We start from the raw sequence: 12,306 nt of genomic DNA, 5'->3' as shown, positions 1-12,306 counted from the left end.
ACCTCATCATCGAATTTATAAGTTGTATTTTAAATGCATCTTTAAAGAGATGATATACCCCTTTTGGGCAAGAGGAAATGAATTTTACCGCCCCCGAACGGGAGCGGTCAGGTTAAGAAGAGGATTCGGAGAGCGAGACGACAGTGGGCTTTTCAGGTTTGGCCCGTACGGCCATCACCACGCCGATGACCAACAGGGCAATGCCGCAAAGCGTTAGCCACGCGGGCATTGTCTGGCGAAGCCAGAAGGTATACAGCAGCCCGGCGAGGGTTTCAAAAACGATGAGTGGTCCAAGAATCACCGTCGGCAGCCGCTGGCTGGCAACGTTCCAGCATAATGCGCCCACCCAGGAGCACAGCACCGCAATCGCCACCATCAGGCCGATAAACACCCAGGGGCGCGGGCCGAAAGGCAGAGCAAAGTTGGGTTGCTGAACGTTCAGCCACAGGCAGGCGGCAGCATATCCCAGAAGGGAGACCGGGAGCGTCACCAGCGCCTGGGCGGTCGCCCACATCATCGGGTTTTTGTCCGGGTTTTCCCGAAGCCAGCGGGCGTTGCGCAGGGCATACCAGGCCCAACACCCGACGGACACCATCGCCAGGGCAATGCCGGAGCCATAGCGCCACCAGGTAAAATCAGGCAGACCGCCGTGCAGTTCTGCAATGTTGACGCATATCAGCCCGGCGGCAATGCAGAGCAGTGCAGGGGCAAGGCTTGTCCAGGCGAGCTTGCCGTCGCGCTGGCTGTAGAGGAGGTTAGCGCAGACGGGAATCACCACCGGCAACGTACCGATGATCATGGTTGAGACCGGCGCGCCAGTGCGCTGGATAGCACTGGCAAGGCAGACGTAATAGATGAGGTTTCCCATCATGGTCAGCGCCAGTGCGACAGACCAGTCAGAACGCGTAAGCTGGCGCAGTCGCTGGCGGCCCAGCCAGGCGAGCGGTAGCGCAATCAGCCCCAGGGCCAGGTAACGCCCGGTAGATTGTAATGCTGCCGGATACTCAGGAACAATCAGTGGGCCAACGAAAATCAGCCCCCACAACATGCCCGCGAGCAGGGCATACAACACACCACTAATCATACTTCCTTCCACGTTGAGGGTTTACGTCACCAGTGTAGGAAGCGAATACGGCGGAATATTGTAGGAGATTGCGCATTAGCGCCGGGCAACCTGCTTTTGATAGCGGACCGGAGTAATGCCGTAGCGGTGGGTAAAAGCACGGGTGAGATGAGACTGATCGGTAAGCCCGGTCGCCGCAGCCACTTCGGCCGCGGGCATCCCTTGGGTCAGGAAGTTCTTGGCGCGCCAGAGCCGAATAGCCATCAGCATCTGGTGCGGAGTCACGTGATAATGGGCTTTAAACTGGCGCTGAAAATGGTAGGGACTGAGCGAGGCCACCTTCGCCAGCTCATCCAGCGTCAGCGTGTGCATATAGTTGTCATGCAGGAACTCACGCACACGCTCGAAGCGGTGGCCCCCTTCCTGATAAACCGGCGCGTGGCGCGCCAGCGGACTGAAACTATCAATCAAATCGAGCAGCAATCCTTTTTGCGCCAGCGGATCTTCGGTATGCCAGAGCCCATGGATCAAACCGCAGATTTGCTGCGTGCGCAGCGGGTCGTGACGCATCACGTCGCTGAACCACCAGTGGCGGATGCCGGTGACTTCTTCCAGTAACGAGGGGTCGAGATACACCATTCGGTAGCGCCAGCCGTCGTCGCTGTCGGCTTCACCGGTGTGGAGTTCGTCCGGGTTCATGGTGACAACGGAGTTCGCGGGCGCAACGTACTGGGTGCCACGGTAGCGAAAGCGTTCGGCACCAGCTTCAATCGCACCAATGCCGAAGGCTTCGTGGGTATGAGGCTCAAAGGCGTAGCGGGAGATGTGCGCATGATACAACTCGACACCCGGCACCTGGGCAAGATGGCGAAAACGCGCGCTGTCTTTCTCATCGTCAAACTGTTCCGGTACGCCTTGCACTCTCATTCTCCGCCATGACCATCCTGTCATTATTAAGGATGGTCCGGCGGCATGCCACAAAAATTAACCAATATGCAACAGTTACAGAATGCCTTTGACGCTCTCGGCAAGCGGGGTCGTCGGACGGCCAATCAGTTGGCTTAGGGTATGGCTGTCATCAAACAGACCGCCTTTTGAGGCGCCGGTGTCAGAGTCTGCAAGCAGGTTAGCGAACGCTTCCGGCAGACCGACGCCTTTCAGTGCAGCGGCAAAATCAGCTTCGCTCAGGTTCTGATACACCACCGCCTTGCCGCTGTGTTTGCTCAGCTCCGCCGCCAGTTCGCTCAGCGTCCAGGCATTATCACCGGCAAGCTCATACACCTTGCCTGCGTGACCGTCTTCGCTAACGACACGCGCCGCCGCCGCGGCGTAATCCGCACGGGTGGCAGAGGCGATTTTGCCTTCGCCCGCCGCGCCAATAAACACGCCGTGCGCGAGGGCAGCCGGAGCGCTGGCAAGGTAGTTTTCGCTGTACCAACCGTTACGCAGCAGTGCAAAGGGGATACCGGATTCAGCAAGCAGTTTTTCGGTTTCAACATGCTCGACGTGCAGACCCAGCGGGGAGTTGTCGGCATGCAGCAGGCTGGTGTAGGCAATGAATTTCACGCCAGCAGCACGCGCGGCATTGATGACATTACGGTGCTGAGCGGTACGCTGGCCCACTTCACTGGAGGAGACCAGCAGCAGTTTGTCTACGCCCGCCAGCGCAGCCGTCAGCGCGGCTTCGTCGTTGTAATCACCCTGGCGGACAACAACGCCTTGTTGGGTTAAGGCTTCGGCCTTCGCCGGGTTACGAACAATGGCAACAATGTCGTGTGCAGGAACGGTTTTCAGTAAGGCTTCAACAGCGAGTGCACCGAGCTGGCCGGTAGCGCCGGTAATTGCGATCATGGTGAATCTCCTTCGTGTTTGTCTTGTGTTGTGGCACACTATCACCATAACTAACTTTTAGTAAGTACGTACAAAAAGGTAAGTATGAAAGGCACAAACCCGACCCTGAGCGAGCAGATGCGCGACGGTAATCTGTTTGCCGAAGCGTGTCCTTCACGGGATATCCTGAAACATGTGACCAGCCGCTGGGGCGTGCTAATACTGGTCGCATTGCGCCAGGGCACCCATCGTTTTAGTGATTTACGCCGCAAGATGGGCGGTGTTAGCGAGAAGATGCTCGCACAATCGCTGCAAGCGCTGGAGCAGGACGGATTTCTTAACCGCATCTCTTACCCGGTGGTGCCGCCGCATGTGGAGTACAGTCTGACGCCGCTCGGTGAGCAGGTCAGTGAGAAGGTGGCGGATTTAGCCGACTGGATTGAGCTGAATTTGCCGCAGGTTTTGGCGACGCGGGAGGACCGCGCCGCCTGATAAATTGCCGAATGGCGGCGTGAACGCCTTATCCGGTTTACGTTTTTGATCCCTTTCCCTCAAGGGAGGGGGAGATAAGCAGGCTCGATCAGTCCCCTCGCCCCTTTGGGGAGAGGGTGAGGGTGAGGGGGAAAATGCGGCTCTGGTGGTCGTTCCGTTCACCTTATGTTCCTTGCTTTTCTATAGCAACAGGACCCGTGAACGTGCCAGGGCGGTTCACCTGCACTGAACCCCAGTTCCTGGACACTTTTTTATTCGTGTCTTTCTGCCTGAGCCCGGTATGCCACCGGGCTCATCCCGCCCGTTTTCAGGCTGATCCGTTCGTTATTGTAGTAGCGGATATACACCCTGATATCGCGCTCCAGTTCTTTCACGGAACCGTATTTCTTACGGTAGTACATCTCCACCTTCAGATGGCTGAAGAAGTTTTCTATCACTGCGTTATCAAGACAGTTCCCTTTACGCGACATGCTCTGGGTTATCCCGGCTTTCTCCAGCATTAACCGCCATGCCGGTGTCCGGTAAGCCCAGCCCTGGTCGCTGTGTAATATCAGACCTTCTTTGTGTCTGCCGGCTTTCACTGCCCTTTGCAGCATCCTGCAGACCAGAGGCTGTGACGGGCTGGTCGACATATTCCAGGCCACGATTTCATTGTTGAACAGATCCTGCAGGGCAGACAGATACAGTTTCTGCCCCGCGGCCCGGAACTCCGTCACATCCGTACACCACTTCATCCCACTTCGTTCAGCGCTGAAGTCCCGGGCAAGAAGATTAGAGGATGCCAGCCCGGCATCCGGCATGTACGAGCGATATCTTTTCCGGCGCAGCTGACAGGTCAGGCCGTGTTCTTTCATCAGCCTGCGCACGGTTTTGTGATTGAGCATGAAGCCCTGATCACGCAGCGCTTTTGTCATTCTGCGGTAGCCATAACGCTGAGCATGCCGCTGGCTGATGGCCTTCATCGCGCTGACGGCCTCCGCATAACGTTCAGTATCATGTGCTGGATGCGAGACATGATAATAATACGTGCTGCGTGACAGTCGCGCGGCATACAGCAGGCAGGGCAGCCTGTGTGCCGCCAGTAATGACTGCACTATTCTGGTTTTTTTTGCTGCTCCCTGAGCGCGCTTTCCTCCCTCAGGGCTTTCAGCTTTTTTAAATAAGCATTTTCCGCACGCAGATATTCCAGTTCCCTCTGAAGCTCTCTCGGGGTCATTTCACTGAATGGCTTCGCGCCAGGAATGTACTTTTTCTGTGACATAGCGGGTCCGGGTCTGGCAGAGTGAAGCGCCTTTTTACCCCCTTTCCGGTAACGCCTCATCCAGTCGAGAATAAGGGATTCATTGGGGATAGCGAAGCGCACGGAAGCCTCCGCGTAGCTGCACCTGTTTTCAATGACGTAGCGGACAACGCGGAGCCTGAATTTTGCAGTATAGGCACGGGCAGGACGGTCCTCCAGCCCGGCTTTACCCAGGCGTCTGAAGGCCCGCAGCCAGCGGGTCAGCGGTGTCCTGCCAACACTGAACAGGCGGGCCGTTTCCTTGATAGAGGAATGCCCGGCCATGTAATGCTGAACAGCAGCAAGCCGGATGTGAAAAGGATATTTCATCGTACTGAACCTCCAGACTGAGAAATCTGGTGTCCAGGATCCTGGGTTCAGTGCACCGCCACCGCCCTGGCGACCCGGGCTCCCGGCCAGGAAAATCGCCGCTGGCGCGGTGCACTTAGCTTCTCCTTCAGGCTTATCGGGGACGGGCGAAGGTAACGTCCGTGTAAAGTCGCCCTCGCCGCGCATCCCTGCGCGTCGCCCCGGCCTTACGGATACGCTTCGTCGATTTTCAGCCGGACCCAGTCATCGCGGTGACTGTTTTATTCTCATTTCGCCGTGATATCGCTGTAAAACGTAATATTACCAGGGATCCCTCAACCGCAGGGGCGAGGGGCTGTCCACCGCTTACTTACTCAAATCCACCTGATACAGCGCAAAGCCAATCTCATCATCCCCCACTTTCTTCATCGGGTACTGCGCTTTTTCTTTGATAAATGCCGCTGCTTTTTCTGACGGAGAGGTTTCGAAACGGATATCCAGCGGTGTGGTGCTATGAATTGGGGCCAGGCGCCAGTTGTTATCCGCTGCCGGGTGAATTTCGCCCGCCCGTGCGGACTCGTCGCTTATCCACTTCGCCAGCACTGCACGGTTTTCATCCGGGGAGGCAAAGGCGATATGGCTGTCGCCAGTACCCGCAAACTTGCCGCCGTAGGCACGGTAGTTGTTGGTGGCGACCAGGAACACCTGATTCGGATCGATGGGTTTACCGTTAAAGGTAAGATCTTTAATACGCTCCGCCTGCGGATTCACGCTCTGGCATTCACCGTCGTAACGGGCCGGTTGCGACACATCAATCTGGTATTTCACCCCATCAATCACATCGAAGTTATAGGTACGGAACGTCTCCCAGTTGATGAGTGACTGCGGCTTGCTGCTGTTAGGATCGATCTGGTTAAACTGCCCGGCGGAACACTCCAGCCACTCTTTCACCTCTTTGCCGGTCGCTTTTACCACCACCAGAGTATTAGGGTAGAGATAAAGATCGGCGGCATTGCGGAAGGTGAGCTGCCCTTTTTCGACCTCAACAAAACTGGCCGGATCGTTTTTACGTCCGCCCGCTTTAAACGGTGCGGCGGCAGAGAGCACCGGCAGATTAGCCAGATCCGGATCGCCCTGAATAAAGTGCTTCACGTATGCAGTCTGGGCGTTGTTGACCACCTGCACGGTTGGGTCATCTTGTACCAACGACAGGTAGCTATACATATTGTCAGCGGACTTGCCGATAGGTTTGCCGACAAACTCGCGGGTGGCATCGTGATCGTGCTTGAGAATGTCCACCAGCTTGCTGTCTTCTTTCACCAGTGCCTTTTTGGCGGCGGCATCATAAATCGGGCGCGCTTCCGCTTTGGAAGAGGTGACCTGCCATTTTCCACCCTCGTTATTCAGCACCAGGTCAACAACACCCAGGTGATCGCCCCACATGCCAGGCATCACTGATGGCACACCATTCAGCGTGCCCTTAGCGATGTCGGCCCCTTTGATGGCGGCAAAATCTTTCGAGGGGAACACGGCGTGCGCGTGACCAAACAGAATGGTATCGACGCCAGGAATTTCACTTAAGTAGTAGACCGAGTTTTCTGCCATTGCCTGATAAGGCTCGGAAGAGAGGCCAGAGTGGGCCACCAGGACGACCAGATCTGCCCCTTTCTCACGCATCTCCGGCACATATTTCTTCGCGGTTTCGGTGATGTCGTCGACGGTAACTTTGCCCGTCAGGTTCGCTTTATCCCAGACCATGATTTGCGGTGGCACAAAACCGATATAACCGATTTTCAGGGTCTGCGGTTTTCCGTCTTTATCGATGACCTTCGTCTCTTTGATCAGGTAGGGCGTAAAGAGCGGTTTTTTAGTTTTAGCATCAATGATGTTGGCGTTAACGTAAGGGAATTTAGCCCCTTCCAGCGCCCGGTGCAGGTAATCCAGACCGTAGTTGAATTCATGGTTACCCAGGTTTCCGACCGCATAATCCAGCGTATTAAGGGCTTTGTATACCGGGTGAATATCACCCTTTTTCAGCCCCCTGGCCGCCATGTAATCACCCAGCGGACTGCCCTGGATTAAGTCGCCGTTATCCACCAGCACGCTGTTTTTGACTTCATTTCTGGCAGCGTTGATAAGGCTGGCGGTGCGCACCAGGCCGAATTTTTCCGTCGCAGAATCTTTGTAGTAATCAAAGTCCATCATGTTGCTATGCAAATCAGTGGTTTCCATTATACGTAAATCCACTGTTGCGGCCTGCACGCTGGCGGCAATCAGCGTTGCCAGGAGCGTTGCGCTAAACTTAATCATCAGAAGGGTCCTTTTTTAGATCTGAGCCACAAAAGAAAGTGATATGTACATTTTGTTGCTTACAGAATTGTGAATACTGCCATGATTTTCGCCACATAAATGCAACAACTATCACACCTGGCGGATTGAGGCTGAATGCGATATAAGTAAACTAATGAATTATTTAGGGTAAATACCCCACTGCCATAAATAAGAGGTGGACGATGTTAGAAGCGATTTGTCAGCTCGCGCGGGAAGCGGGTGATGCCATCATGGATGTTTATGACGGTCACCAACCAATGGACGTGACCAGCAAGTCTGATGACTCTCCGGTAACGGCAGCGGACATCGCCGCCCACGGCGTGATTGTGCGTGGATTGCAGGCGCTAACGCCGGATATTCCCGTGCTGTCAGAAGAAGATCCACCGGGCTGGGATGTGCGCCAGCACTGGCAGCGTTACTGGCTGGTGGACCCGCTTGACGGGACAAAAGAGTTTATCAAGCGTAACGGGGAGTTCACCGTGAATATCGCCCTGATTGAGCAGGGTAAACCGACTCTTGGCGTAGTTTATGCGCCGGTGCTGAACGTCATGTATGCAGCGGCAGAAGGCAAGGCGTGGAAAGAGGAAAACGGTTCTCGCCAGCAGATTCAGGTGCGTGATGCCCGCCCACCGCTGGTGGTCATCAGCCGTTCTCATGCGGCCGCAGACAGCGAACTGCATGAATATTTAAATCAGTTAGGTGAGCATCAAACTACTGCGATTGGTTCCTCCCTGAAGTTCTGCCTGGTGGCAGAAGGGCAGGCGCAACTTTACCCACGTTTTGGGCCAACCAACTCATGGGACACGGCGGCAGGCCACGCGGTGGCAGTGGCTGCCGGGGCGCACGTTCACGACTGGCAGGGAAAAACCCTCGACTATACGCCGCGTGAATCTTTCCTCAACCCCGGCTTCCGCGTCTCTATTTATTGAGCAATTTCTGCAGCAGGGCAACCACCTGCTGCACCTCGCCCTGGGTCAGGCTGCCATCTTTGGCGTATTCCACTTTTCCCTCTTTATCCAGCACGACAACGGCTGAACTTTCCTCTTCAAGCTGCCAGGCCTTGCGCACCAGTCCATTGCTGTCCACCACAAACTGCGACCACGGGTAGAGTTTTTTATTGCTCTCAATGCTGCTGCGCACAAACATGGCTGAACCGGGAATGGCGTCATCGGTGTTTATGATGGTGGTGGTTTGATAGCGGTCATGGGGTAAATTTGCGGTCTTGATCGCTTCAATAAGTGCAGCATTTTTCTCTTTTGCAGAGCTTCGGCCGGCAATATGTTGCACCACTCGCACTTTGCCAGGAAGCTGCGCGCTATTCCAGGCTTTATAGCTAAACTTACTGTTATCGAGAATCAACTCTCCCCTGTCAGCAACGCCAACCGGTGGGACTCGCTGGCCCGTCTCAAAATTGTGAGCTTGCGCCAGAAGCGGCAGTAGCAGGCAGGTGGCTACCAGGATTTTACGTAGGGTCATGGTGTTTCCTTTATTGTTTTGCACAAAATGTTTGCAGGTGATCCGACCACTTAGTGAACCTTTTAATCATAAGTGCGATCAATGAGGTTTTCCCGCAAGCAGGATGCCAGTTTGCGGGTTAACGCACATATCCGTGAAAAAACGATGGCTTATACTGCCCTCCCTAAAGGACTGCAAAGAAAATTCTGAATAACTGTCATCAAAAGGTAAATAAACTTATACACACTATGTGTCCTGAATGTTCTGGACTATAGTCACTGGGCAACAAAATTTGCGCTCATCAACAGTCGGGCCAAGTGTGGCTCCGCAAGGGCGTAATACTCAACAGGAGATACAAAAATGAAAATTTTCCAACGTTACAACCCACTTCAGGTGGCGAAGTACGTGAAAATCCTGTTCCGTGGACGGTTGTATATCAAGGACGTTGGCGCTTTCGAGTTCGATAAGGGCAAAATTTTGATCCCGAAAGTGAAGGACAAACAGCATCTTACTGTTATGTCAGAGATCAACCGTCAGGTTTTGCGTCTCCAGGCGGAGATGGCTTAACAACTTATGCTATGCAGTAACCGCGGTACAAACAAACGGCTCCGAAATGGAGCCGTTGATGTTTTCAGCATCTGCCTTCACTCATCCCTTCATAACGTTTTTTATATTCCATCGGCGGGATGCCATTATGTTTACGAAAGATCCGCGTGAAGTAGACCGGATCGGCGTATCCCACCGATTGAGCCACTTTAAATACCGGCAGCGGCGTTGACTGGATCAACAGCCGGGCGCGGTTGATGCGTTGGACTTCTCGCCATGCATAAATGGTCTGCCCCAGTTCTGTTTTAAACAGATGGGCAAGGCGGGAGGGAGAGAGGAAAACCATGCGGGCCAGGGTTTCGATTTTTAACTCTTCCGCGATGTGTTCATTCAGGTAATCGCACACCGCATTGATGCGGGGATCGTGCGCATGGCGATTACTGATTGGCTGAAGCTGAAAACAGTTGAGAATCAGCCGTTCCAGCGCGTTCATGGCTAATGCTTCTGACAAAGGGGCATTGTCAGAGTTATGGCGAATCACTTCATAAAACAGATCGCGCAGGGTTTTTAACTGCACCGGATCGCTGACAGCTGTTTTACCGATCCCCAGCGTATTGACGTCCCACTTTAGCCAGTCGATCCAGTAGGGACGTGGGATAAAGTAAATCCATAGGTGATCCCAATGCTCGCTGTGCTCATTGCGTCCATAGTGGTGCGGCACGCCAGGCGGGAAAAGCAGCAGTTCGTTTTCACGATAGACCAATGAACTGTCGCCGACTTTGGCCCGGCCCTGACCGCGCAGCGTCAGATTAATGATATAGCCTTTCATACCCTGTGGACGGTTGATGTAGTAATCAAGCGCCGATCCGCGTGAAATCGGGGTAAAGCCGGAGACAATCCAGGCATTGAACGTAAAGGTTTTGATCAATGGCGAGAAGTTGAGTAGCTCATTGATATCCAGTTCCATCGTTGTCTCCCGCTTCCGGTTTAGCGCTCGATAATAGCAAAACCCCACGGGGCAAGCTGCACGGTCGCACCGCTGGCGACGGTTGCTGCGTTAATCAGCGACACGCCTCCCCGATCGCACACGGCGTTTTGCGCTTGCCCGGAGTAGTTAAACATAAAGGCGATCGTCTTGCCCTGACGATTGGTCATCTCCCGGATGATGAGCGGGAAATGCGCATCTGTGGTTCGCGAGCGCAACGTCAGTCCCCGCGTCAGGTGGTCAAACAGCTGCGTGATCACCCTTTTTTGCGGCAGAAAGCCTACGTACATTGCCTGCCCTTTGCCAAAATCTGCCTCGGTTGCCGCGGCATGGTTACCCCATACAGGATGCTGGTAGCGCAGCAGCGTGCGTGTTTGCGGGGCAGGGGTGAGCAACTCCATCCAGAGCTCGGCACGGTTATCCTGAGCGCAATCTATTGCAGGAGAACAGGCGACCACTTCAACGTTTTCCGGCAGCGTAAACTGGCTGTAGCTCACCCCGCAGCTCTCGCTTAAGCCACCGGGCTGAGCATCACGTCTGACTTTGACGTTTTCATCGCTAAAGCCAGATTTGAAGCCAATCAGCGCACGTCCACCGTCTGCAATATAGCGATTAATGCGTGCCAGCAAAGCATCATCCACGGCATAAAGTGCAGGGATAACAATGGCCTTATAGCGTGACGCATTTTCGCCAATGTCATTAATGATATCGACCGCAATGTTATGGTCATAAAGTGCATCATAGAAGCGACGCACGATGTCGTTATAGACGTTGGTCTGCGCCGTGCCGGGTTTAAACTGATTGAGGGCATCCATGGCTTCATTGCTGACCAGAAGGGCGACGTCGTGCTCTGCCCGCAGGTTTTCCAGATGTGGCGACAGGCGGGCGAAATCGGCCCCAATAGTGGTCGCTTCCTGCCAGGTGGGATTGCGGGAAAAGTCGTGACTCAGCAGCCCCTTCCAGTAGGTCTCAAATGAATTGTGAATGGAGTGCCAGTGCCAGTAGGAGACCATCGCAGCACCGGAGGCAAGGTGGCTGAATGCCTGTAGCCGTAGCTGGCCCGGATAGGGGGTCCACTGCGGGAAGCCCTGGGCCTGGGTTTCCAGCACAAAGTAGTTTTGCCCGTCCTTAAGGCTACGAGTAACCGCGCCGCCGAAGGCTATTTCTCGCCCAGTAAGATGGTCCTGGCTGGGGTGATAAATGTCGACACCGGCTACGTTAAGGCACTTCGCGGCAGCAAAATGGTCAACGCGAGGCTGCACGCCAAATGAGTAGCCGCGCCACTCAAAGTCAAAGTTGTGGGTCACAAACTGTTGCGGCTTAGCGTACTCCCGCACAATCTTGGCCTGCCATGCCAGATACTCAGTGACCTGCTGGCGCTGATAATGGCTAAAGGCGCAGGCCAGACTGGCATTAATGGTGTTTTCAACCGGCGGGAAATCCTCCCAGCGGTCAATACGGTTACTCCAGTAATCGAGACCGAAATCCTGGTTCAGCGCCGCCAGGCTGCCGTATTTTTCTTTCAGATGGCCGACAAAGCCTTCCTGCATGTAGCGCCCGGTGTTGTCGTAATGCTTGGTTTCATTATCCAGTTGATAGCCAATGATCGCCGGATGGTGCTGCACATGCGCCATCAGCACGCGAATAATCTTCTCTGCATAGCGGCGGAAAACGGGGCTGACGATATCCATGATCTGCCTTGGCCCGTACTTCTGCTGGCCTTCTGCCGTGGTGACCATCACCTCCGGGTGTTTTGCCGCCAGCCATGCGGGGATGGCATAGGTTGGCGTACCGATGATGACGGCAATCCCCGCCTTGTGCATGGCATTCAGAACACGGTCAATGTGATGGAAATGGTATTCACCCTCTTTGGGTTCCAGCGTACTCCAGGTGGATTCCGCAATACGTACCACGTTAATCCCTGTTTCCAGCATCAGGGCGATATCTTTTTCCAGACGCTCTTCCGGCATGTACTCATCGTAATATGCGACGCCATAATATAATTTGGACACGTTC

The 12,306-nt window shown here is 54.5% G+C and carries 11 protein-coding genes; 3 read left to right on the top strand and 8 right to left on the bottom strand.

Going from position 1 to position 12,306, the window contains the following annotated elements; translation table 11 throughout:
• Positions 1-112: 112 nt before the first annotated feature.
• The 3 genes from ACUY4Q_RS21670 to ACUY4Q_RS21660 all read right to left on the bottom strand — a co-directional run bounded on the left by ACUY4Q_RS21670 (position 113) and on the right by ACUY4Q_RS21660 (position 2,914).
• Positions 113-1,084: a DMT family transporter gene (locus tag ACUY4Q_RS21670; protein WP_458044721.1), complete on the bottom strand. Its 972-nt coding sequence runs from the start codon at positions 1,082-1,084 to the stop codon at positions 113-115.
• Between the two features lie 75 nt (positions 1,085-1,159).
• Positions 1,160-1,984, bottom strand: a complete 825-nt coding sequence (locus tag ACUY4Q_RS21665) for an AraC family transcriptional regulator (protein WP_458044720.1) — start codon at positions 1,982-1,984, stop codon at positions 1,160-1,162.
• 81 nt (positions 1,985-2,065) lie between these two features.
• Positions 2,066-2,914 (bottom strand): SDR family oxidoreductase, encoded by an 849-nt coding sequence (locus ACUY4Q_RS21660; RefSeq protein ID WP_458044719.1) that lies wholly within the window; start codon positions 2,912-2,914, stop codon positions 2,066-2,068.
• An 84-nt stretch (positions 2,915-2,998) separates the two neighbouring features.
• Between ACUY4Q_RS21660 and ACUY4Q_RS21655 the strand changes: the two genes are divergently transcribed.
• Positions 2,999-3,385, top strand: a complete 387-nt coding sequence (locus ACUY4Q_RS21655; protein WP_458044718.1) for a winged helix-turn-helix transcriptional regulator — start codon at positions 2,999-3,001, stop codon at positions 3,383-3,385.
• Between the two features lie 251 nt (positions 3,386-3,636).
• Here ACUY4Q_RS21655 and ACUY4Q_RS21650 read toward each other — a convergent pair.
• Positions 3,637-4,994, bottom strand: a protein-coding gene (locus tag ACUY4Q_RS21650; RefSeq protein ID WP_458043069.1) for an IS3 family transposase whose coding sequence is annotated in 2 segments (ribosomal slippage) — positions 3,637-4,544 and positions 4,544-4,994 — 1,359 coding nt in all. Because the reading frame shifts where the segments join, the coding sequence is not laid out codon by codon here.
• A 345-nt stretch (positions 4,995-5,339) separates the two neighbouring features.
• Positions 5,340-7,283: a bifunctional 2',3'-cyclic-nucleotide 2'-phosphodiesterase/3'-nucleotidase gene (locus ACUY4Q_RS21645; protein ID WP_458044717.1), complete on the bottom strand. Its 1,944-nt coding sequence runs from the start codon at positions 7,281-7,283 to the stop codon at positions 5,340-5,342.
• Positions 7,284-7,486: 203 nt separating this feature from the next.
• Here ACUY4Q_RS21645 and cysQ point away from each other — a divergent pair, with 203 nt between their 5' ends.
• On the top strand, positions 7,487-8,233 hold the full coding sequence (cysQ, locus tag ACUY4Q_RS21640; RefSeq protein WP_458044716.1) for a 3'(2'),5'-bisphosphate nucleotidase CysQ: 747 nt from the start codon (positions 7,487-7,489) through the stop codon (positions 8,231-8,233).
• On the opposite strand, the gene ACUY4Q_RS21635 is transcribed toward cysQ, so the two are convergent.
• Positions 8,223-8,780, bottom strand: a complete 558-nt coding sequence (locus ACUY4Q_RS21635; RefSeq protein ID WP_458044715.1) for a YtfJ family protein — start codon at positions 8,778-8,780, stop codon at positions 8,223-8,225. The two genes, cysQ and ACUY4Q_RS21635, sit on opposite strands and share 11 nt — an antisense overlap.
• Positions 8,781-9,119: 339 nt before the next feature.
• Between ACUY4Q_RS21635 and ACUY4Q_RS21630 the strand changes: the two genes are divergently transcribed.
• Entirely contained in the window at positions 9,120-9,326 is a 207-nt protein-coding gene (locus tag ACUY4Q_RS21630) for a DUF1107 domain-containing protein (RefSeq protein WP_437434361.1), read from the top strand.
• A gap of 64 nt (positions 9,327-9,390) precedes the next feature.
• Here ACUY4Q_RS21630 and araC read toward each other — a convergent pair whose 3' ends face one another.
• A complete protein-coding gene (gene araC / locus ACUY4Q_RS21625) occupies positions 9,391-10,272 on the bottom strand; it encodes an arabinose operon transcriptional regulator AraC (RefSeq protein ID WP_458044714.1) in 882 nt (293 codons plus the stop codon).
• Between the two features lie 20 nt (positions 10,273-10,292).
• The gene (locus ACUY4Q_RS21620; RefSeq protein ID WP_458044713.1) at positions 10,293-12,302 is read right to left on the bottom strand and encodes a beta-galactosidase; all 2,010 of its coding nucleotides are present in this window, start codon (positions 12,300-12,302) and stop codon (positions 10,293-10,295) included.
• Between the last annotated feature and the right edge of the window lie 4 nt (positions 12,303-12,306).

The organism is Phytobacter cepae, from assembly GCF_054165735.1.
This window is presented reverse-complemented; position numbering and strand designations above follow the sequence as displayed.